At 68.3% G+C, this 18,967-nt stretch carries 23 protein-coding genes and 1 pseudogene; 12 read left to right on the top strand and 12 right to left on the bottom strand.

Going from position 1 to position 18,967, the window contains the following annotated elements; all coding sequences use genetic code 11:
• From JWP60_RS16955 to JWP60_RS16925, 7 genes and pseudogenes are all read right to left on the bottom strand, one after another.
• Positions 1-185: pseudogene (locus JWP60_RS16955) on the bottom strand (energy transducer TonB); the annotation flags it as partial.
• Positions 186-189: 4 nt separating this feature from the next.
• A complete protein-coding gene (locus JWP60_RS16950; protein WP_299793893.1) occupies positions 190-1,605 on the bottom strand; it encodes a PepSY-associated TM helix domain-containing protein in 1,416 nt (471 codons plus the stop codon).
• Between the two features lie 16 nt (positions 1,606-1,621).
• A complete protein-coding gene (locus JWP60_RS16945) occupies positions 1,622-3,973 on the bottom strand; it encodes a TonB-dependent receptor (protein WP_299793890.1) in 2,352 nt (783 codons plus the stop codon).
• A 79-nt stretch (positions 3,974-4,052) separates the two neighbouring features.
• Entirely contained in the window at positions 4,053-4,400 is a 348-nt protein-coding gene (locus JWP60_RS16940) for a DUF2946 family protein (protein WP_299793887.1), read from the bottom strand.
• Positions 4,401-4,608: 208 nt separating this feature from the next.
• Positions 4,609-5,079 carry a hypothetical protein gene (locus JWP60_RS16935; RefSeq protein WP_299793885.1) on the bottom strand — a complete coding sequence of 157 codons (471 nt, stop codon included), beginning with the start codon at positions 5,077-5,079 and terminating at the stop codon, positions 4,609-4,611.
• A 114-nt stretch (positions 5,080-5,193) separates the two neighbouring features.
• The gene (locus JWP60_RS16930; RefSeq protein ID WP_299793882.1) at positions 5,194-6,189 is read right to left on the bottom strand and encodes an LPXTG cell wall anchor domain-containing protein; all 996 of its coding nucleotides are present in this window, start codon (positions 6,187-6,189) and stop codon (positions 5,194-5,196) included.
• A gap of 119 nt (positions 6,190-6,308) precedes the next feature.
• Positions 6,309-7,556 (bottom strand): hypothetical protein, encoded by a 1,248-nt coding sequence (locus tag JWP60_RS16925; RefSeq protein WP_299793880.1) that lies wholly within the window; start codon positions 7,554-7,556, stop codon positions 6,309-6,311.
• 168 nt (positions 7,557-7,724) lie between these two features.
• Between JWP60_RS16925 and JWP60_RS16920 the strand changes: the two genes are divergently transcribed.
• The 3 genes from JWP60_RS16920 to JWP60_RS16910 all read left to right on the top strand — a co-directional run bounded on the left by JWP60_RS16920 (position 7,725) and on the right by JWP60_RS16910 (position 10,193).
• A complete protein-coding gene (locus JWP60_RS16920; protein ID WP_299793877.1) occupies positions 7,725-8,699 on the top strand; it encodes a quinone oxidoreductase in 975 nt (324 codons plus the stop codon).
• A 15-nt stretch (positions 8,700-8,714) separates the two neighbouring features.
• Positions 8,715-9,611 (top strand): NAD(P)-dependent oxidoreductase, encoded by an 897-nt coding sequence (locus JWP60_RS16915; RefSeq protein ID WP_299793874.1) that lies wholly within the window; start codon positions 8,715-8,717, stop codon positions 9,609-9,611.
• A gap of 195 nt (positions 9,612-9,806) precedes the next feature.
• Positions 9,807-10,193: a response regulator gene (locus JWP60_RS16910; RefSeq protein ID WP_299793871.1), complete on the top strand. Its 387-nt coding sequence runs from the start codon at positions 9,807-9,809 to the stop codon at positions 10,191-10,193.
• A 19-nt stretch (positions 10,194-10,212) separates the two neighbouring features.
• Here JWP60_RS16910 and JWP60_RS16905 read toward each other — a convergent pair whose 3' ends face one another.
• The gene (locus JWP60_RS16905) at positions 10,213-10,404 is read right to left on the bottom strand and encodes a hypothetical protein (RefSeq protein WP_299793868.1); all 192 of its coding nucleotides are present in this window, start codon (positions 10,402-10,404) and stop codon (positions 10,213-10,215) included.
• A 155-nt stretch (positions 10,405-10,559) separates the two neighbouring features.
• On the opposite strand from JWP60_RS16905, the gene JWP60_RS16900 reads away from it, so the two are divergent.
• Positions 10,560-10,955, top strand: a complete 396-nt coding sequence (locus tag JWP60_RS16900; protein WP_299793865.1) for a phage holin family protein — start codon at positions 10,560-10,562, stop codon at positions 10,953-10,955.
• A gap of 106 nt (positions 10,956-11,061) precedes the next feature.
• Positions 11,062-11,664 (top strand): NAD(P)H:quinone oxidoreductase, encoded by a 603-nt coding sequence (gene wrbA / locus JWP60_RS16895; protein ID WP_299793862.1) that lies wholly within the window; start codon positions 11,062-11,064, stop codon positions 11,662-11,664.
• Positions 11,665-11,670: 6 nt separating this feature from the next.
• On the opposite strand, the gene JWP60_RS16890 is transcribed toward wrbA, so the two are convergent.
• On the bottom strand, positions 11,671-12,558 hold the full coding sequence (locus tag JWP60_RS16890) for a nucleotidyltransferase (protein WP_299793859.1): 888 nt from the start codon (positions 12,556-12,558) through the stop codon (positions 11,671-11,673).
• A 153-nt stretch (positions 12,559-12,711) separates the two neighbouring features.
• Between JWP60_RS16890 and JWP60_RS16885 the strand changes: the two genes are divergently transcribed.
• A complete protein-coding gene (locus JWP60_RS16885; protein WP_299793856.1) occupies positions 12,712-13,512 on the top strand; it encodes a metallophosphoesterase in 801 nt (266 codons plus the stop codon).
• A gap of 34 nt (positions 13,513-13,546) precedes the next feature.
• Positions 13,547-13,753: a DUF3820 family protein gene (locus JWP60_RS16880; protein WP_299793853.1), complete on the top strand. Its 207-nt coding sequence runs from the start codon at positions 13,547-13,549 to the stop codon at positions 13,751-13,753.
• A 3-nt stretch (positions 13,754-13,756) separates the two neighbouring features.
• Here the strand turns inward: JWP60_RS16880 and JWP60_RS16875 are convergent, their stop codons facing one another.
• Both JWP60_RS16875 and JWP60_RS16870 read right to left on the bottom strand, forming a co-directional pair.
• Positions 13,757-14,329 (bottom strand): HutD family protein, encoded by a 573-nt coding sequence (locus tag JWP60_RS16875; protein ID WP_299793850.1) that lies wholly within the window; start codon positions 14,327-14,329, stop codon positions 13,757-13,759.
• A 132-nt stretch (positions 14,330-14,461) separates the two neighbouring features.
• Positions 14,462-14,734, bottom strand: coding sequence for a hypothetical protein (locus tag JWP60_RS16870; protein ID WP_299793848.1), 273 nt, complete (start codon positions 14,732-14,734; stop codon positions 14,462-14,464).
• Positions 14,735-14,923: 189 nt separating this feature from the next.
• Between JWP60_RS16870 and JWP60_RS16865 the strand changes: the two genes are divergently transcribed.
• From JWP60_RS16865 to JWP60_RS16855, 3 genes are all read left to right on the top strand, one after another.
• Entirely contained in the window at positions 14,924-16,210 is a 1,287-nt protein-coding gene (locus JWP60_RS16865) for a site-specific integrase (protein ID WP_299793845.1), read from the top strand.
• A 44-nt stretch (positions 16,211-16,254) separates the two neighbouring features.
• A complete protein-coding gene (locus JWP60_RS16860; protein ID WP_299793842.1) occupies positions 16,255-16,518 on the top strand; it encodes an AlpA family phage regulatory protein in 264 nt (87 codons plus the stop codon).
• A gap of 966 nt (positions 16,519-17,484) precedes the next feature.
• The gene (locus JWP60_RS16855) at positions 17,485-17,955 is read left to right on the top strand and encodes a hypothetical protein (RefSeq protein WP_299793839.1); all 471 of its coding nucleotides are present in this window, start codon (positions 17,485-17,487) and stop codon (positions 17,953-17,955) included.
• Positions 17,956-18,121: 166 nt separating this feature from the next.
• On the opposite strand, the gene JWP60_RS16850 is transcribed toward JWP60_RS16855, so the two are convergent.
• Positions 18,122-18,472 carry an Arc family DNA-binding protein gene (locus tag JWP60_RS16850; protein WP_299793836.1) on the bottom strand — a complete coding sequence of 117 codons (351 nt, stop codon included), beginning with the start codon at positions 18,470-18,472 and terminating at the stop codon, positions 18,122-18,124.
• A 108-nt stretch (positions 18,473-18,580) separates the two neighbouring features.
• Between JWP60_RS16850 and JWP60_RS16845 the strand changes: the two genes are divergently transcribed.
• Positions 18,581-18,775 carry a hypothetical protein gene (locus JWP60_RS16845; protein ID WP_299793833.1) on the top strand — a complete coding sequence of 65 codons (195 nt, stop codon included), beginning with the start codon at positions 18,581-18,583 and terminating at the stop codon, positions 18,773-18,775.
• Positions 18,772-18,963: a hypothetical protein gene (locus JWP60_RS16840; RefSeq protein ID WP_299793830.1), complete on the top strand. Its 192-nt coding sequence runs from the start codon at positions 18,772-18,774 to the stop codon at positions 18,961-18,963. The genes JWP60_RS16845 and JWP60_RS16840 overlap by 4 nt, the downstream gene beginning before the upstream one ends.
• Positions 18,964-18,967: the final 4 nt, after the last annotated feature.

The raw sequence follows: 18,967 nt of genomic DNA, 5'->3' as shown, positions 1-18,967 counted from the left end.
TGCCGCGGGGGCGGCGGCGGCGGTGCGACGACCTGCCGTTCCGGTTCGATGAATTCCGCCATCAGCGCCTGCGGCTCGGCGTCGATCACGATGCGCTGCGCCAGTCCGGTCTGCAGCGCCCACACGCCGCCGACGTGCAGCAGCACCACGCTGCCGGCCACGAACAGGGAACGGTTCGATTTCATGGCATCAGCTCCGCGCCAGCAGCGGGGCGGCCGCGCGGCGGCGCCAGTCGATCAGGGCTTCGACGAGGACGACCACCGCGGCCGATGCGGCCAGCAGGGGCAGCGCGACGCACAGCACGCCGCCGACGGCCCAGCCGGCGAGCGGCATCGAGGTCCAGGCACCGGCCATCAGGCGCGGCAGCAGCGCTGCGCCGTGGCGGCGCCGCTTGAGCAGCATCACCCAGCCCGAGACCACCGAGAACAGCACGCCCGTGCCAAACAGGAACAACAGTGCCTGGTTCCACCAGCCGAACTCGCCGCGGTGGAAGGGAATGCCGATGGCGGTCGCCTTGCCGAAGGCGGTCTGCTCCTGCCAGCCGGCGAAGAACAGCGTCTTGCCGCTGTACGCATCCAGCACGAGGTTGAAGCGGCCCAGCGCCTGGCCGCGATCGAGGTTGTTCAAGCGCCAGACGCCGGCGGCGCCGCGTGGCGGCATCATCTGCGTCGCCACGTGGGGCGCCTGCCGCTGCGCGATCGCCAGCACCGACTGCCAATCCAGCGCGGGCTGGCCGTGCGCCGCGACGGACTGCAGGCCGCGGGGCGCGCTGGGCGAGGCCTGGCCCAGGAAGTCGCGGGCAAAGCGGATCTGGTCGCCGGCATGGCGGCTCCAGGTGAGGCCGGTGGTCAGGATCGCCAGGCTCATGACCGACAGCGCCACGCCCATGAAGGCGTGCCACTGTTTCCAGGCGCCGCGGCCGCGGGCCTGCGCGTCGGGCAGCACGCGTGCTCGCCGGCGCGGCCACCACAGGTACACGCCGGTCAGCAGCATCACCATCATCCAGCTGGCGGCCAGCTCGATCATCCAGCGCCAGCCATCGCCTTGCAGCAGCGAAGAGTGCAGGCGGCGCGCCCACAGGTTGAAGCGCTCCATCTCGGCGTGGCTGCCCAGCACTTCGGCCGTGTAGGGATTGACGTAGACGACGACGCCGCGGGGCAGGCGCTCGCCGAACTGCGACGGTTCGGGGGCGGCGGGCGTCGCGGCGACGGGCTGCGCCGCGGCGGCGGTCCCTGCATGCTGGGCGTGGCCCGTGTGCTCCGCATGCGCCGACACGGCAGCGGCCGCGCCCGGCTTGCGCGGGCTGAAGAACACCTGCACCGAGCGCTCGGCCAGTGCCGGCACGTTGACCGAGCGCAGCTCCAGCCCGCCGGGGGCCGCCTCGCGCGCGGCCTGCACCACCTCGTCGAGCGGACGCCGCGCCGCCATGGGCCGGACGGTGTCCAGGTGCTCGTACAGCATGCCTTCGATCTGCGGCGTGAACACGTACAGCAGCCCGGTCAGCACCGCCACCAGCGCGAACGGCGAGGCGATCAGCGCCGCCCACAGGTGGATGCGCCAGAACAGGCTGCGCCGCTGCGCAAGAACGAAGGCTGGAGTCTTCATGGCGGTCTCCCTTGGCTTACAGGTCCACCTTCATTTCCGCGACGTAGGTGCGCTGCGGATACGGGTGGAAATTCCAGTACTGGTAGTTGTTGACGTTGTCGATGCCGAACGCCACCGACGTCGCCTTGGTCGCCTGGTACACGGCGCGCAGGTCCACGGTGAAGAACTTGCTGACGCCCTGGTAGGTGAAACCATTGACGTCGCTGTTGTTCAGGGTGCGGAACTGCTTGCCGCTGTAGCGGGCGGCGATACTGGTCGAGAGCTGCTGCGACCAGTGATAGTTGGCCAATGCCGTGGCGCGCCACAGCGGGATGTTGGGCTGGCGCTTGCCGATCGTGTCGCCCGGCGTCACGACGAAGCCCGCGTTCTCCTTGATGATGGAGTGCGCGTAGGTCAGGCTGCCCTGCAGCTCCAGGCCGTGCAACCAGACATCGGCGGCGTTGGCGGCGAACTCCAGGCCCTGCGTGGCTATGCGGTCGACGTTCTGCACGCGGCTGACGTTGATGAGGTTGCCGTTGGTCCCGATCACCGGCAGCAGCTGCGAATAGATCGCGTCGTGCGTGTTTTCGGTGAACAGCGTGGCTCGCACCAGCGCGTTGCCCAGGTCCTTCTCGAGCGACAACTCCGTGGTCCACGACTTCTCGGGCCGCAGGTTCGGGTCGTTGATGAACAGCGAGTTGGTGGTGGAAGTCGCGCCGTAGAGCTCCTGCACCGTGGGCATGCGCACGGCGCGGCCGACCGAGGCCTTGATCACCGTGTCGGGCCGCCATTGCCAGGACACCGCGGCCTTGGGGGAGAAGTGCGATTCGGAGCGCGTCGCCTGCGGCGTGTTCAGCAGCGGGGGCGGCGTGAGATTCGTCGCCGTCGGCGTGCCGGCGATGAAGGTCAGGCCGTCATAGGCGTCCCAGCGCTCGTAGCGGCCGCCCAGCACCGTCTTCCATGCGGGCGCGAAGCTCCAGGCGTCCTGTGCCCAGGCGCTGCGCAGACGCGTCTTGCCTGCGACATCGCTGACCGGCGTGGTGGGCACGCCGTTGAGCCAATCGCTTGCATTGCTGGTGAGGTAATCCAGCTTGAAGCTGTCCTGCTGCAGGCCGCCCTCGAAGATGTGCGGCCCGTTCTGGCCGAAGGGCCGCCAGGTGCCGCGCGCCGCCAGCGTGTTCCAGCCGGTGCCGCTGCCGTCGGCAATCGTGCCGGCGCCGCCGTCGCGCGCCGCCGGGATCGGGTTGCTCGCCGCGTTCTGCCGCTTGATGTCCTTGCTGTAGTCGTAGAGGCTGGCTGCCAGCTCCCAGTCGAACACGCCCTGCGTATGGCTCTTGATCGACAGGCCGTGCATCCAGTGCGTCAGGCTCTCCTGCGTCAGCGGAAAGTCCGCGCCGGTCAGGGCCGGGAACTGGGTGCCGCCGATGTTGATGGCTCCGCTGGTGACGGTGTTGCCCGTGGGCCCGCGCAGGTAGCTGGCCGAGTCCCCGAAGGAATCGTTCTGCCAGAAGCCCAGCGTGTACGCTGCGCGCACCGTGGGCGAGAAGTCGTAGGCGACCTTGACCTTGGCGTGGTCCTGCTTCGTGTGGTACTGCGTCTGGGTGCCCAGGATGAATTCGGGCAGGTTGGCGTTGTTGCGCTCCACCACGGCGCCGGTGACCGGCGTGCCGGCAGTACCGGGCGTGCCCTGGCTGACCAGCCGGGTCGCGAACGTCAGCGGCTGGCTCTCGCTGTCCGTGTGGTTGAAATTCAGGAACCAGGACCAGTCGCCGTTGCGGTTGCCGACCGAGGTGCTGGCTTCCCAGGAGCGGAAGGTCTGGTCCGTGTTGTACAGCTCGAAGGGCTGCACCTGGAAACCGACCTTGCCGTGCGCCTCGAACTGCGTCGGCATGCGGGTCACGTAGTCGACCACCGCGCCCACCGAGTTGCCGGGATAGGCCGCGGAGAACGGGCCGTACATCACGTCGACGCGCTCGATCTCCTCCGGCGTCACCAAGCCCCAGCGGGGCGGAAAGCTCAGGCCGCCGACGCCGTTGCCCAGCAGGTTCGACAGCAGGATGCCGTCGCCGTAGACCAGCGAGCGGGCGCTGTTGCCGGTGCCCGAGGCGCGGCTGGAAAGGATGGCGTGGTTGTAGTCGCCGATATAGCGCTTGCGCACCAGCAGGCTGGGCAGGTACTTGAGCGCGTCTTCGCTGTCGGTGGCGTTGATCTTCTGCTCGATGTCCTGGCGGGTGACGCTCTCCATGGTGGTGGGGATCTGTGTCGGCAGCGAGGTCGGCTGGCCCTCGGTGATGGTGACGACGCCGAGCGATTTGGTCGGCGCGTTCTGGGCGCCTGCGAGGATCGGGAAGGCCATGGCAACAGCCAGGGCCATGCGTTTCTTGCGCATTTCTCGGACTCCGGGATCTGACGTGAGGGGGCAGGCACGCAGGCAGCACCTGCGACAACGGCCGCGAACCAGGAAAACGTCAGCGGAGTGGTGGAGCTCGAGCGAGAAAGTAGGTCGCCGTCCGGGCGACCACGGGAACGGGCAGGACACAAGCGGGAGGCTGCGCCGGCGGCGCGTGCGCGACGAACACCACCGGTGTCACCGGCACGCCGGTCATGACGCACAGGCGGCAGTCCTTCATGTGGCCGCCGGGGTCGGGAACACCGCCCTCGTCGTCCACCATCATCTTCATGCCGCCGGTGCCGGAGCAGACCAGCTCGATCGACTGCGGCTGCAGCACCGGCGCCGCGATCGCGAAGCCCACCGACAGCGCGAACCACGCCAGCAGCAGGCGGGTCAGGCGGTGGGCGCGGCGCAGGGCATCCATGATCGTGTGAAGGACCACTGCAAACGCCGGGCCATGTCATGGCGCTCGACGACCGGCGGCTCAGCCAGGCCGGTTTACCCTTGGAAACAATGGCACCAACGTGCCGTCCAGGTCGCGACGTCCGTGCCGTGACTGGGGAGAATTCCCCAACTCCGGGGTGGCCGCGCTGGGTTTCCCCGGGCGCGCAGACCCAGGGCAGCGGCCGGCCTCAGGCTGTCGTGTCGCGCACCGGCAGCGGCAGGTCGTCGCGCTTGCGGCGGGCTTTCTGTGCCTGCGGCTTGTCGCTGTTGCCCGCCGTGCGGCCAGCGGCGTTGGGCGATTTGCTGCTGCGCCCCGGTTGCGGCTGCGCCTTGGTCGTTCGGCCCTGCGTGCCCTCCGACGGCTTTTCGGCGCGCGAGCCCAGGCCGCCGGTGCGGCCGGCGCGCGGCCCGGTCAGCGTCTCGGGCCCGGAGATCTTGCGCCGGGACGCCTCCTGCTCGACGCGCAGCAGCGCTTCGCCCAGCATCTGCGCCTTGGGCTCGCGCTCGCTCAGGCGCTCGCGCGTGCGGCGCAGCTTCTCTGCGCTGGCGAGCAGTTGCCGGTCGCTCAAGGCGTGGGCGCGTTCGGGCAGGCTCGCCTCGAACAGGGCCCGTTCCTCGCCGTGCAGCAGGCGTGCTGCGTGATTGCGGTTCCAACCCATGGCCGTTCCCCTTGTGTGCTGGAGTCAGCCTCCCAGAAGCTGCAGGGGGGCGGCGCAGGAGCGGCGGCGCTCGCCGTGTCGGACGGCACCACCCGCAGAGCCGGCCGGCAGCGATCAGCGATCCCAGTCGCCGCCGCCCACGTCGTCCAGGCCACCACCGCCGGCGTCGTCCCAGCCGCCGTTGTCGGCGATGCCGAAGTCCTGGCCTCCCATGTCGGGGTCGGGCGCGCCGCCGAAGGCGTCGACGCCCGCATCGTGCGCCAGCGGGCTGTTCGCATTGGCGCCGCCGTGGTCGGCCAGCGGCGTATCCTGCAAGTGGGTGCTGGCGTCGTGCCCATGGTCGAACATCCGCCGGCCGATCTCCTCGGCCGCGACGACACCGGCGCCCACGGCCAGTCCGGTGCCCAGGCCCCCGGCGAGCGACGAGCCCAGGCCGCCCTGCGCGGGACCCGCGGCATACGGGGCGGAGCCGGGCTGCGGCGGGTAGCCTGGTCCGTAGCCGCGACCGAACGCGTCGTCACGGGCATAGGGATTGGCTGGCGCCGGCCCCGGCCCCGGCCCGTAGCCCACCGGGCCGCGCGCGTCATACGGCGGCGGTTGGCGCCGGCGTCGCAGCAGCAGGAACAGCCCGCCGATGACCACCGCCCCGATCAGCACTCCGCCGACGGGAAAGCCGCCGCCCGTGGCTGGCGCTGGCTGCGGCGCGCCCATGCGGCGCGCGTCGGTGCGTTGCGGCCGCGCGGCGGGCGTGCTGCTGGTGTCGGCGGTAGCGAGTCGATCGACCTCGGAGCGCAGGGCACTCAGTGCCTCGGGCTTGGCGAAGGGCAGGCCCGGAGCGAGTTTCTCGGCCGCCTGAAGTTCGCTGCGCGCGGTGGCCGGGTCGCGCTGGCGCACGGCCAGTTCGGCCTTGACGAAATGCGCCTTGGCGCTTTGCGGATGCCGGCGGATCACGTCGTCGACCATGGCCTGCGCGCCGCGCAAGTCACCGCGGCTGGCCGTCTCGTAGATCTGGTGCACGGTGGGCTCGGCGGCCGTCTGCGCCCGCAGGCCCGCGCTGCACAACGCGAGCAGCAGCCAGGCCAGGACGCAAAGGAGTCTGCTGGTTTTCATCGATTCTCCCGGAAACTGCCGCGCATCATGCGCGGCACACGGGCCACCTCCTGTGGCAGCCCCACGCCCCCAAGGTAGGACCGGGTCGGCCGGCTGCAAGGGGGCGGCTCAGGCAATCGTCAGCGGGGGATCGTGACGACGGTCACCGTATCGGCCAGGCTGTTGGCGAGCACGAGGTTGCCCTCGGACGTGACCGAGGTATTGCGCACGATCTTGCCGCCGCCCGGAATGGGCCAGCTCTGGAATTTCTCGCTGGCTGGATCGAAGTGCACCACCGTGTTGGGGCTCGATTCCGATTCGCTGTACCAGAGAGTGTCGCCGATCGCCGAGATGCCGTAGGGCGCCGAGCCGGCGCCGCTGGGCGAGAGCCATTCCTTGACTTCGCCGCTGGCCGGGTCGAGCCGCCCGAGCGTGCCGCGCGCATAGTCCGTGTACCAGACCTTGTTGTCCGGCGTGATGGCGATGCGGCGCGGCCGCGCTCCGGCATCGGGCAGCTTGAATTCGCGCACCGCCATGGTCGCGGGGTTGATCAAGGCAATGCCATTGGTGCCGAACTCCACCACGAACAGCATGCCGCGGGGATCGAACGCCATCCCGTAGGGCCGTGCTCCGGGGGTGGGCATGGTGACGAACTTCAGCTCGCCGGTCGTGCGGTTCAGCCGGCCGACCTGGTTGGCGTTCTGCAGCGTGAACCACAGGATGCCGTCGCGGTCGAAGGCCAGCGTGTGCGGGTCGGTCTTGCCTTCCGGCATCGGGTATTCGGTGACGGTGCCGCTGCGCGGATCGAGCCGGCCGACCAGCGAGCCGGTATTGCCCGTGTACCAGATGTTGCCGGCGCGGTCTTCCACCAGGCCGTGCGGGCCGGAGTGCGGCGTCTTCAAGGCGAACTCGCGCACCTGCCCGCTCTTGGGGTCGACCCGGCCCAGCACGTTGCTCATCTGCCCCGTGTACCAGACCGCGCCGTCGCGGGTCGCCAGCGGATCGTGCGGACGCGAGCCCGGGGTCGCCACCTGGAAGGACTGCATGTTCACTTGCAGCGGGCCCGGCACGATCACCGCCGGCACCTTGTTCTTCTCCGGGAAATTGGCGACCAGGTAAGGCCGGATCTGCGCCACCTCGTCGGCCGTGAGCGGCGCGCCCTGGTTGCGCATCATGCGCAGCACGGTGTCCCAGCCCTCGGACGTGTAGCCGTTGCCCACGCGCGCCTCGAAAGCGTGACACGCGTAGCACTTGGCCGCGACCACGTCGCGCCCGGGCCCGGGCGGCAGGTTGGCCTGGCCCCAGGCGCTGCCCGCCAGCAGGAGCAGCGCCCCGGCTGCCGTGGCGCCACGACGGGAGCCACCGATCGCACCATGTACTGCACCCATGACTGCCTCCGGAGAAATGCCTTGCGAAGCGAGCAGGCTAGGCGGGACGCAAGCGAAAGTTCACTGGGGAAACCCTGAGTGACCTGTTGCGGAACGAGCGATACCCAGCCCCGAGCTCGGCAGCCCCGCGCCAGGCCTTGGTGCCTGGCCAGGGTTTAGCATCGCCCGATGCCCCAGGCGATCCTGCTCGAAGAATATGGCGGCCCCGAGGTGCTGCGCCCGCGCGAAATCACGGTCGCTGCGCCGGGTCCGGGCGAAGTGCGGCTGCGCCAGACGTGGATCGGCGTCAACTTCCACGACGTCTACGTGCGCACGGGCCAGTACCGCACGCTGACGCCGCCCGGCATCCCCGGGATCGAGGCGGTGGGCGTGATCGAACAAGTCGGGACCGGCGTCGACGGTCTGCGGGTGGGCGACCGCGTGGGCTACGTCACTCGCGCCTATGGCTGCTATGCCAGCGAGCGGCTGCTGCCCGCGCGGATCGCCGTGCCGCTGCCGCCGCACGTGGACGACCGCACCGCCGCCTCCGTGCTGCTCAAGGGGCTGACCGTGGAGATGCTGGTGCAGCGCGTGCATCGCATCGCGCCCGGCGAGTGGGTGCTCGTGCAGGCGGCGGCCGGCGGCGTCGGCCAGTTGCTGGTGCAGTGGGCGAGGCAGCTCGGGGCCCGCGTGATCGGCACGGTCGGCTCGCAGCCCAAGGTGCAGCTGGCGCGCGCAGCCGGTTGCGAGCAGGTGATCCTCTATCGCGAAGAGGATGTGGCGGCGCGGGTGGCCGAGATCACGGGTGGGCGCGGGGTCGACGTGGTGTACGACGGCGTCGGCCACGACAGCTTCGCCGGGTCGCTGGCCTCGCTGGCGATGTGCGCGCATCTCGTGAACTTCGGCCAGGCCTCGGGGCCGGTGCCGCCGCTGGCCTTGAGCGATTTGCAGGCGCGCAGCACCACGGTGTCGCGGCCGGTGGTGTTCCATTACGCGGCGCAGCCGGGCGCGCTGCAGGCCATGAGCGCCGCGCTGTTCGACGCGCTGGCGCGCGGCTGGCTGCGCGTGCCGGCGGCCATCGAGTTCCCGCTGGCCGAGGCCGCGGCGGCGCATGCCTTGCTCGAGGCGCGCAGCGCGAGCCGGCCCATCATCCTGAAGACCTGACACGGAGAGCGCGCAATGAAGAAGATCGGCATGGTGGGCATCGGCATGATGGGCCACGGCATTGCCAGCAATCTGCTGAAGCATGGCTGGGAGCTGGGCGTGTTCGAGCATGCGGGCAACCAGCCGCTGGCAGCGCTGGTCGCTGCCGGCGCGCAGACCTTCACCAGCCTGGAGGCACTGGCGGCACGCTCGGACGTGATGATCCTGGTGCTGACCGGCTCGCCGCAGGTGGAGGCCGTGCTGACCGGGGCGGGCGGCGTGCTGGCAGGACTGCGCCGCGGCAGCGTGGTGATCGACTGTTCCACCGCGATGCCTTCGTCCAGCGCTCGCATGGCGCACGCCGTGCAGGCGGCGGGGTCGCGCTTCCTCGATGCGCCGATGACGCGCACGCCCAAGGAGGCGGCGGAAGGTCGGTTGAACCTGCTGGTGGGTGGCGATGCCGGCCTGCTGCGGGAGTGCCGCCCGCTCTTGCAATGCTTCGCGGAGAACATCACGCACGTCGGCCCGGTGAGCGCCGGCCACAGCATGAAGCTGCTGCACAACTACGTGTCGCTCGGCATGGTGACGCTGCTCGCGGAAGCGGGCGCGTGCGCCCAGCGCAGCGGCGTGGCGCCGAGCGCCTTCGTCGACGTGCTGGCCCAGGGCGGCGGCGGGGGCATCGCGCTGGAACGCATCAAGCCCTACCTGCTGGCGCACGACCCTGCCGGCCTGCGCTTCTCGATCGCCAATGCCCGCAAGGACCTCGATTACTACCACGCGATGGCGGCCGAAGCGGGGGCAGCGCGCGAGATCGCGGCGGCCGTGCTTTCGACCTTGCAGGACGCGCTGGCGCGCAGCGGGCCCGACGCGCTCGTGCCCGAGCTGGTCTCGCTGCTGGCCGGCGGCCGCGGCGAGCCGCTGTCGCCGCCTTAGCGAGCCCTTATCCCACCCCTGCGCAGACCCTGTCCGGGAGCGGCACGCAGCCGCTCGTGCCGGCCGGGATGCTGGCGGCCCGCAGGGCGAACACCGGGCCGGGCGTCAGCGGACACAGCGAGTTTCTGCGGCTGCGTTTGGAAAGCGCTACCCTGCCCGCAAGTGTGTCGCAGAGGTGTTGTTTTGGAGGTGGTGTTGGAAAAACGGGTGTTCCTGGTCGAGGACCTGCAGCCCATGCACGGGTTGATGCAGGATCTCTTGAGCTTTGTCGGAGGCGCCCATGTCGTCGCCACCGCCCGAACGGAAGCGGAGGCACTGGCGTGGCTGGAGGGCAATGCGCTCGGCTGGGACCTGGCGATCGTCGACCTGGTCCTGGCGGAAGGCTCGGGGCTCGACGTCATCCGCAAGGCCAGGCAGGTGCGGATGGATGGCAGCGTGGTGGTGTTCAGCAGCTTCCTGTCGCCGGCGGTCGAGCGGCACTGCATGCAGCTGGGCGCCGATGCGGTGTTCGAGAAAAGCTACACCGGCCCCTTCATTGCCTGGTTGAATCAGCGGCTGCACGGGGCGCCGGCGAATTCCTGAAGCGCCCCGGGCGCTGGCCTCAGAAGCGCAGTTGCAAGCCTTCGATGGCGCGCGGCACGTCCCCGTACGCCTGCTTGGCCAGGCGGATGCGTTCGAGGTCCTTGACGAGGGTGTCGAGTGCCGACTGCGCACCCACGCCGCTGCGCCCGCGTGGCACGCGGTATTCGGGCGGCCTGACCTCGGGGTCGGGCAAGAGGGTGCGGTCTGGCATGGCGAAAGGTCCGGGGCGGATGGTAGCGGGGGGATGCGCCCGCTGTCTAGCGGTCCGGCCCGTATCGTTTGAAGTGCGGATCGGGCCCCAACGTACGCAGGCAGGCGCCGCGCGGGGCCCACGCGGGCGCGCCGGCCGTTATCCTCGGCAGCGTCATGATGCTTGTTCCCTTCCTGCTCCATTGGGCCGGCACCGCGGTGTCGCTGTGGCTCGCCGACCGCCTGTTCAAGGGCCTGCGCTTCGACGGCGCCCGCGCGCTGATCATTTCGGCGCTGCTGCTCGGGCTGGCGAACGCGATCGTGCGGCCGGTGCTGGTCTTGCTGACCTTGCCGCTGACGCTGGTGACCTTCGGGCTGTTCCTGCTGGTGATCAACGCGCTGATGCTGATGCTGGTGGCGCGGCTGGTGCGGGGCTTCACCATCGCGGGCTTCGGCACCGCTTTCCTCGCCAGCATCTTCATCGGGGTGCTGAGCCTGGTGTTCGGTGCGCTCCTCAGCATCGGCGATCCGGGGGCCGAGGTGCAGATGCCGCATGGGACGGTCTGGCTCTAGGCAAGTGCAATCGCCGCGCGAGTCCACCCCGACCAGGAGGCTGCAAGCACCCGGCGCCTAGTTTAGGTCGTAGAGTGGACGTCCCTTCCCCACTGCATGGTGTCCCATGGCAAAGGTCCTGGTCCTCTATCACAGCTTCTACGGGCACATCGAGGCGATGGCCAAAGCCGTCGCCGAAGGCGCGCGCGAAGTGCCGGGCACAACGGTCGACCTGAAGCGCGTGCCCGAAACGATGCCGCCCGACCTGTTCAAGGCCGCGCACGGCAAGGAGAACCAGGCCGCGCCGGTGGCGCAACCCGCGGAGCTGGCCAACTACGACGCGATCCTGTTCGGCACACCCACGCGTTTCGGCAACATGAGCGGCCAGATGCGGACCTTTCTCGACCAGACCGGTGCCTTGTGGATGAACGGAACGCTGGTCGGCAAGGTCGGCTCGGTGTTCTGCTCGACCGCGACGCAGCATGGCGGCCAGGAAAGCACGATCCTCACCTTCATTCCCACGTTGCTGCACCAGGGCATGATCGTGGTCGGCCTGCCGTACGCGGATCAGCGGCAGATGGGCCTGGACGAGATCAAGGGCGGCAGCCCCTACGGCGCTGCCACCATTGCCGGGGGCCAGGGTGAGCGCATGCCCAGCGAGCAGGAGCTGGGCATGGCCCGCTTCCAGGGCAAGCACGTGGCGCAGATCGCCAGCAAGCTGTTCGGCTGATCGCCTTCAGTGGGCCGCGCCGGGCAGGGCGCCAGTCACCGGATCGGGCAGCGCCGCGCCGGGAGCGGTCGCCTGGCGCGACGGAATGGCCTGCGTCCAGTGGGCGACGTCCGTTTCGGTCATCGTGCTCGCCGCGGTAAGCCGACCGTCCATGTAGCCGAGACGCTCGACGTCGTACAGGTACTGCTCGCGCGAGAGCAGCGTGCCGGCGCAGACGTGCGGGTCCTCGGGGGGCGGCTGGCGCACCTCGTCCGCGAGACGGGCGAGCAATTGCTCCATCACCCACTGCGGAACGCGATGCCGCTCGCCGGGATAGACAAAGCCGAACAGCGTGAGATGCGCAAGCAGCACGCGCCAGTTGCTACCGAAACGCGCCAGCAGGCCGGGCCAGTCGACCTGTTCGGCATTGGCCTGCAGCAGGTGGGCGATGTCGGCGCCGTCGTAGCGCTCGCGCTCCATGATGAAGGCCTTGGACAGCAGCCCGTCCTCGAGGTTGGCGATGCGTACCGGCACGCCCAGCACCTCGGCTTGCGCGTTGTCGCGGAACCAGCACTCGTCCACCGGCGTGACGCCGTTGCCCGAGTTGAAGATCAGGTCGATGAATTCTTCGCCGCAAAACACCTTGGCGAGCCAGTGCGGATAGGTCATCTCGGCCTGCCAGCCTTCGGCGCGCATCAGCGTGGCAATGCGCTCGTAGTCCTCCTGCCGGATGAACAGGTCCAGGTCCTTGGTGGATCGGCGGATGCCGGTGAAGCAGGCATGCGCGAAGGCGCCGCCCACCAGGAAGGGGATTCGCGCGTCGACCAGCACCCGCAGGGCGCGCCGGTAGAACGCGGCGGTTTCGGGGTCGACCTCGTCCTCCAGGGACGGGGCAAGTGCGGCGGTGGACGACATGCCGGAAAGCTTACGCACAGGCCTGGGGCGATCACCTCGGCCGGGACGCCTCCGCCACTAAGGACCGGACACCGCAAGAAGCGTCAGCCTCGGCCTACAGGCAGCCTCAGCGGATGCGGGCAGCATCGCCTGGCAAGGAGAGCCAACCCAGCCATGCCCCCCAAGTCCCCCCGCAGCGTGCGCTTTGCCGTCGTCGGCGACATCCACGTCAACAAGGATTCCGCCGGCCTCCTGCGCGCCTTCTTCGCGCAGGCCTCGGAGGCGGGCGATGCGCTGCTGCTGTGCGGCGACCTCACCGACTACGGCACGGCCGAAGAGGCGCAGGTGCTGGTCGACGAGCTCGCGCTGGTCAAGGTGCCGGTGGTGGCCGTGCTGGGCAACCACGATTACGAATCGGGCACGCCCGAGATCGTCACCGAGGTGCTCAAGCGCGCAGGCGTGCGCGTGCTCGATGGCGAGGCGGTGGAGATCGAGGGCGTGGGCATCGCCGGGGCCAAGGGGTTTGCCGGCGGCTTCGGCCGCGGCTCGCTGGGCGCCTGGGGCGAGCCGGTGATCAAGCAGTTCGTGCAGGAGGCGCTGCACGAGGCGATGAAGCTCGAGTCGGCGCTGGCCAAGCTGCGCACCACGCGACGCATCGCGCTGCTGCACTATTCGCCGATCGCGGGCACGGTGGCCGGCGAGCCGGTCGACATCTTCCCTTTCCTGGGCAGCAGCCGGCTCGAGGAGCCGCTGCTGCGCTATCCGGTGGACGCGGTCTTTCACGGCCATGCCCACCGCGGCACGCTGGAGGGCCGCACGATCAACGGCGTGCCGGTGTTCAACGTGGCCAAGCCGCTGCTGCAGCGCAGCCGGCCGGACCAGCCGCCCTTTCACATCTACGAAGTGCCGCGCGAGGGCAGCGAGGAGCCGGACCCGGCTGCCGCGGAAGATCCCGCCGCCATGGCGGGCCACTGAAGCTGTGTTTGGAGACGACGGAGACCAGCGCGCCATGAGCGACCCCTTGTTGCGCCTGGTGCAGGTCGAAATGCCCTATGGCAAGTACCAGGGCACGCTGATCGCTGACCTGCCGGGCAACTACCTGAACTGGTTCGCCCGCGAGGGATTTCCTTCGGGCGAACTGGGCCGGCTGCTGGCCTTGATGCACGAGATCGATCACAACGGATTGCGGCACCTGCTGGCGCCGCTGCGGTCGTAGTCCTCAGGGCGTGGCTTCGAGCCAGAGCGCGTCGGCACCCGCGACGATGCCGGCCAGGGGCTCCTCCTGCAGCACCCATCCGAGGTGGTAAGCCGGCACGCTCAGGGTCGCGGGCCCCGCGCTGATCCGGGCGGCGGCCGTGTGCGCATACACCGCCAGCAGCGTCAGGCCGCCGGTGGCGAAGGTCAGCTCGCCGCGCACCCGCAGCAGCACGGCGCGCCCGGGCATGGCCAGCAGGTGCAGGTCGCGAGCCGGGCCGCGCAAGGGTTTGCAATCCGCGACGATGCCGGCATCGAGGCGCAGGGGCTCGCCGGCGCGCGTGAGGCGATGCCTGGCCTTCGGCACCCGCAGCAGCACGCCTTCGCCTTCGAGCACGGCCAACCAGCGCTCGCTGCCCTCCCTGCGCGGCAAGGCGCTGGCGGTATGCACGTCGTCCACACAGAGGTGCAGTCGCGCGTCTTCGGCCGAAGGCCACGCCAGCAACTCGCGCGTCACGCCGGCGCCGCTGCGCCACGGCTGCGGACGCGCCGCCTGCAAGGCGACGGTCGTCCAGGGCGCCGCGGGGCTGGGGGACATCAGCGCAGGATACAGCGGACTGCATGGAACACAGCCTCTCGCGAACGCCCGGGCGGTGAGGAGGGCTGCGTGGCGGGGCGCCGACCGGAATCGACGCTTGCGCAAGCGTGGCAGAGCTTCGGCCCTGCGGCTCTAATCCGCTGCGGCTTTTCTTTGCCGATCGGGAAGGAAGTCGCCCGGCAAGTCCAGCGTGTACGTGATGATCAGGTGATCTTGGGCCGCCCAGTGAAGCTCGCGCTGTACCACGCGGAAAACGATGGGCGTCCAATGCGCGAACGACAACAAGTCCCCGACCACGGGAGACGGCACATTGGCGTTACCGGGGAAGGTCGTGCTCTTTGCTCCCGACGCGACCAGCGCTGACGAACACGCATCGGTGAACTGGTACCGGAGTTCAATATTCATTGCTCAACTCTACCGTCATCACGTGGCGGAGGCTGTGTCCGCCATTGCAAGGGCCACATCATCTCATGTCATCTCACCCTATTGGGCGGGGGTCCGTCACTCCGAGGGAGACCATTGCAGGACGAGTCTTGACTGTTCAGGTAGTCTCATCAACAATGATGGGTAGGAAGATGGAATAGGGATGGCTGCATGCCCAAGAAGGCGCAGGAATTGGGACCGCTGGCCGTCTCGAGGCTCACCGAGCCCGGGCTGCACTTTGTGGGCGGCGTCGCCAGTTTGGCGCTTCAGGTGACCGATACGGGCGCGAGGAGCTGGATCCTGCGGGTGTCCATTGCTGGCAAGCGCCGGGACATGGGACTTGGCGGCTTTCCCGATGTCACGCTCGCAGGCGCTCGCGACGCGGCGCGGACGGCGCGAGCGCAGGTAAAGGCGGGCATCGACCCGATCGAGCACGCAAAGGCAGCGAAGAGTGCGCTAGCCGCCAGCCGCGCCAAGGACGTCACCTTCGAGGAATGCGCAGCGGCCTACATCGAGACGCACGAAAAAGGCTGGAAGAACGCAAAGCATCGGGCGCAGTGGGTAAGCACGCTGAAGACCTATGCCTATCCGGAGTTCGGCAATCTCCTCATTCGGGACGTGGAGGTCGCGCACGTCCTCGCCGCACTGGAACCGATCTGGACGACCAAGACCGAAACCGCATCGCGACTGCGCGGACGGATTGAGTCGGTGCTGAACCTGGCGATTGCACGCGGGTATCGCACGGGACTGAATCCGGCGCGGTGGACGGGGCACCTGGCGCTGATGCTCCCCTCCCCAAAGAAGATCACCAAGGACGAGCACTTTCCGGCTGTGCCGGTCGCGCAGGTCGGGAGCTTTCTTGCGAGGCTGCGCCAGGTTCCCGGCACAGGGTCCAAGGCGCTGCAGTTCGCCACATTGACGGCAACGCGCTCGGGAGAGGTGCGTGGCACTCTTTGGACGGAGCTTGACCTGGAAGCACGGGTCTGGACCATCCCCGCGGAGCGCATGAAGGCTGGCGTGGAGCATCGGGTTCCGCTCTCCGCGGCGGCCCTCAAGCTAGTGAAGGCGCAGCCGAGGATTGAAGGGACCGAGTATGTGTTCGCTTCGGCACGGGGTGGGGCCATCTCGGACATGACGATGCTGCAGGTGATGCGCCGGATGAAAGTGAAGGACGCGAAGGGAGACATCTGCGTTCCGCACGGTTTGCGCTCCACCTTTCGCGACTGGTGCGCAGAACAAACGAGCTATCCCCACGAGCTCTCCGAGGTGGCGCTGGCGCATCAGATCCCCAGCAAAACCGAGGCAGCCTACCGCCGCGGGGACATGCTGGAAAAGCGCCGACGGATGATGAACGACTGGGCCGCGTTTTGCGCCATTGAAGCGCCGCGAGCGGGCACCGTTGTCCCGCTCAAGCCACGCAAGGTAGGCGGGGTGCGCTCGTCAGGGTCGAGCGAATAAACAGGGGGCCTAGACCGGGAACCACAACTCATTGAGTGATTCCCATGGCCTTCAACCCGCCCGAGAGCATCCCCGCTTCCCACCTTGCGACCTCCCCGGTTGAGCAGTTGGAGGCCCGCGCCCGTGTACTGCCGCTGGAGGGCTTCATCCGCCAGTCAGCGCTGATTCCCGGCATCGTCCCGTTTTCCGCGGCGACGCTCTGGCGCAAGGTCAAGAGCAAGGACTTCCCGGCTCCGGTGAAGCTGTCCGAGCGCGTCACGGCCTGGCGCGTGCAGGACGTTCGCGCCTGGCTCCAGCGTCCTCGCTGAAGCGGCCTACCCCCAGCTCTCAAGCGGCCCGTCGGCCGCTTTTTCTTTTCGCGAAGACGAGGCGGGACCATTAAATCGTCACCAGACCACGCCTCGTGACAAGAACATGGGGGTCGCCCATTTCGGGCCTGGAGATATCAATGAATCGAAAAGTATGCGTCGCGGAAGAAATCGTCCGCGCAATCTGGTTCCACCTAGACGCGGACGCCTCCGTCCCAGCTTTCACCCCCAAACCGACCTTATTCGTGGAGGGCCTGCCAGTACCAGGTGACCGCGACCCGGACGGGGGAAACTGGTTGCTGGCCACCGCGCCCGAATACCCGTTCCCGACTGACTTGGCACGCGCCGTGCGCGCTGTGAAGGCCCAATGCGACCTGCGCGTGCCGTTCCTGGGCGCGTCGGCCGGACCCATGGCGTAGTTCGGGCTGGGCCAGGGCAGCAGACTGCGCGGGCCCGAAGGTGCTCAAAAAGGCCCGAAGAATTCGAAGGTGCTCACGTCTGGAGACTGAGCATCTTCTGAGCACCTTCGCTTCAGGAAGGGCGTGCCTTGATCACCGTTATCACCTTGGCTGCTTCTTTTTTAGGCGGGGTGGTCACGTCCCCTAACACGGCGGTACGCCCCCGAACGCATTTGCATTGATGGGATTCTGAGTCCGCCCCAGGTCCCTCGAGAGGCTCTGTAGTAGGTCAAGGAATTTCAGCGGACCGCCGTGGTCAGGTTGGTGGTGCATCTGCGGCGCCTGTAGGCGGGCGGCCGGTCGAACTTCTGCCACGCACCCCGATGCGCCGGCTCCGTCGAGCACGCACCCGGGGGCGGTGATGCTGCTCTGGGCGAAGATCATGAAGCACGGGTGATGGGCGTCATATCGGCCCGACCAACGCCGCGCCCATGTGACGTGTGGCACTTGAACCCTGTGCCAATTGCGCTGACGATCAGGCACGGCGAAGCGCTGGCAGGAGGTCGACATGGGCTCGAAGATCCGACAATTTGGAGCGTTGGCGCTCGGCTTGACGATCCTCCTGGCCGTCCTGTGCATTCCCGCTGTGTTCGTGCTCGGAGCCAGGTGGTTCGCGGAGAAGGCATTACCGCCACTGATTGGACTGTGCTGGCTGGCAATTGCGATCGACGCGTTGGCGCTACTCTGCACAGCGTTCAGGCGCGCTCGCCCGGCGGCAGGGACGGTGATCTTCTTCAGCTCTTTTTTGCTTGGTCTCACCTCGTGGCTTGTCAGCTTTGTGCTGACGTACGAGTTGTGGGGAACGTTCGCCGTCCTCATGGGCGTAATGGCATTCGGAGGCGCGGTAGTCCCCTTCGCACTGGTGGCAACTGCGTTGAAAGGCATGTGGGCGTTTACCGGCCTGGTGGCGGTGCTGTTCGCCCTGACATGGGCCGCTCGTGTCGGAGGCGTTGCGATCGTCGCGGCTGGTGAAGCTTAGGCGGGGCAATCGTCCCAGGCGGAAAAGCTGGAGGCGCAGATCGACTCACTCACGCGTGCGCTGCTCGGCGCGCACCTTGATTTCGGTGGCGAACCGGATCAGTTTGGCCTGGCGGGCACTGGCCGCCATCGCTTCCGCCTTGTCGGATGAAGCCGCTGCTGCAGATCTACTTCCGGGCGGTAGTTCTCGCGCGCTTTGTGACTTTGGTCGCTTCAGCCGGCGGCGCTGATCTGGTCTGCTGAGCGGTGATGCTGGATAACTCGTCCCTTAGCGCCTTCGCAATTTCGCGTGCAAGCGTCTTCAGGCTGAGTCTTCGGTCCGAATCCAGCGAGAGATCTGAAATTAGCCCCGATGGCCGTTCAAAGCTTTGCTGGAGCCGAGACACGACCTCCGCATTCATCGTCCTGTGATTGGCTGCCGCAGCCTCTGCTATGCGTGTGCGCATTCCGTCCGGCAGCCGCACGATGAATTTCTCCGAGTCGTTGCTGGTCGCGGCACGCCGCTGCTTCTCTGCCATGCGCCTGAGCATACATGGCGTGGCGCCACCAGACAGACGGTGTTGCAAGGTATGGCGTGACGCCATAGATTTGTGCATATGGCGTGACGCCATAGAGAAGGAGCGAAGATGAACCAGTCGATGGCGATCAAGCAAGCTGCGAAGGCGAGCAAGACGCAGCGTCCGCAATTTGTGGTTTGGGTTCCGGACCAAGGCCGCGAGATCTTCAACCGCGAGCAGATGAACATCTGGGGAAAGCTGGTGTTCGTGGAAGCAGCGTTCGTCAGCGGCGTGCAGGTTTCCGCCGAGGTGGCGACGGCATGAGCACGCATTCCAGTGGCCGCGCCGTTCCCGTTGGCTTGCGGATTCCGCCTGAGCTCGCCGCGTGGCTCAAGGACGAGGCCGCAAAGAACCATCGCAGCGTCGCCAACCAAACCGCCTGGGTGCTGCAGCAGTATCGGCAGCAGCAGGAGCAGCGCAAACCATCATCGGGGACTAGCTTGTCCCCGTGAGGGC

Source organism: Ramlibacter sp., assembly GCF_028291745.1.
In the GTDB taxonomy this organism is placed as follows: domain Bacteria; phylum Pseudomonadota; class Gammaproteobacteria; order Burkholderiales; family Burkholderiaceae_C; genus Ramlibacter.
This window is presented reverse-complemented; position numbering and strand designations above follow the sequence as displayed.

Bases quoted from the DNA above. Each gene is read 5' to 3' on its own strand.
- JWP60_RS16875 (WP_299793850.1), bottom strand. From the start codon at position 14,329: ATGTCCCCCAGCCCCGCGGCGCCCTGGACGACCGTCGCCTTGCAGGCG.
- JWP60_RS16870 (WP_299793848.1), bottom strand. From the start codon at position 14,734: ATGAATATTGAACTCCGGTACCAGTTCACCGATGCGTGTTCGTCAGCG.
- JWP60_RS16945 (WP_299793890.1), bottom strand. From the start codon at position 3,973: ATGCGCAAGAAACGCATGGCCCTGGCTGTTGCCATGGCCTTCCCGATC.
- JWP60_RS16840 (WP_299793830.1), top strand. From the start codon at position 18,772: ATGAGCACGCATTCCAGTGGCCGCGCCGTTCCCGTTGGCTTGCGGATT.
- JWP60_RS16930 (WP_299793882.1), bottom strand. From the start codon at position 6,189: ATGAAAACCAGCAGACTCCTTTGCGTCCTGGCCTGGCTGCTGCTCGCG.
- JWP60_RS16860 (WP_299793842.1), top strand. From the start codon at position 16,255: ATGGCCTTCAACCCGCCCGAGAGCATCCCCGCTTCCCACCTTGCGACC.
- JWP60_RS16880 (WP_299793853.1), top strand. From the start codon at position 13,547: ATGAGCGACCCCTTGTTGCGCCTGGTGCAGGTCGAAATGCCCTATGGC.
- JWP60_RS16885 (WP_299793856.1), top strand. From the start codon at position 12,712: ATGCCCCCCAAGTCCCCCCGCAGCGTGCGCTTTGCCGTCGTCGGCGAC.
- JWP60_RS16905 (WP_299793868.1), bottom strand. From the start codon at position 10,404: ATGCCAGACCGCACCCTCTTGCCCGACCCCGAGGTCAGGCCGCCCGAA.
- JWP60_RS16920 (WP_299793877.1), top strand. From the start codon at position 7,725: ATGCCCCAGGCGATCCTGCTCGAAGAATATGGCGGCCCCGAGGTGCTG.
- JWP60_RS16950 (WP_299793893.1), bottom strand. From the start codon at position 1,605: ATGAAGACTCCAGCCTTCGTTCTTGCGCAGCGGCGCAGCCTGTTCTGG.
- JWP60_RS16925 (WP_299793880.1), bottom strand. From the start codon at position 7,556: ATGGGTGCAGTACATGGTGCGATCGGTGGCTCCCGTCGTGGCGCCACG.
- JWP60_RS16890 (WP_299793859.1), bottom strand. From the start codon at position 12,558: ATGTCGTCCACCGCCGCACTTGCCCCGTCCCTGGAGGACGAGGTCGAC.
- JWP60_RS16845 (WP_299793833.1), top strand. From the start codon at position 18,581: ATGAACCAGTCGATGGCGATCAAGCAAGCTGCGAAGGCGAGCAAGACG.
- wrbA (WP_299793862.1), top strand. From the start codon at position 11,062: ATGGCAAAGGTCCTGGTCCTCTATCACAGCTTCTACGGGCACATCGAG.
- JWP60_RS16850 (WP_299793836.1), bottom strand. From the start codon at position 18,472: ATGGCAGAGAAGCAGCGGCGTGCCGCGACCAGCAACGACTCGGAGAAA.
- JWP60_RS16935 (WP_299793885.1), bottom strand. From the start codon at position 5,079: ATGGGTTGGAACCGCAATCACGCAGCACGCCTGCTGCACGGCGAGGAA.
- JWP60_RS16855 (WP_299793839.1), top strand. From the start codon at position 17,485: ATGGGCTCGAAGATCCGACAATTTGGAGCGTTGGCGCTCGGCTTGACG.
- JWP60_RS16865 (WP_299793845.1), top strand. From the start codon at position 14,924: ATGCCCAAGAAGGCGCAGGAATTGGGACCGCTGGCCGTCTCGAGGCTC.
- JWP60_RS16915 (WP_299793874.1), top strand. From the start codon at position 8,715: ATGAAGAAGATCGGCATGGTGGGCATCGGCATGATGGGCCACGGCATT.
- JWP60_RS16900 (WP_299793865.1), top strand. From the start codon at position 10,560: ATGATGCTTGTTCCCTTCCTGCTCCATTGGGCCGGCACCGCGGTGTCG.
- JWP60_RS16940 (WP_299793887.1), bottom strand. From the start codon at position 4,400: ATGGATGCCCTGCGCCGCGCCCACCGCCTGACCCGCCTGCTGCTGGCG.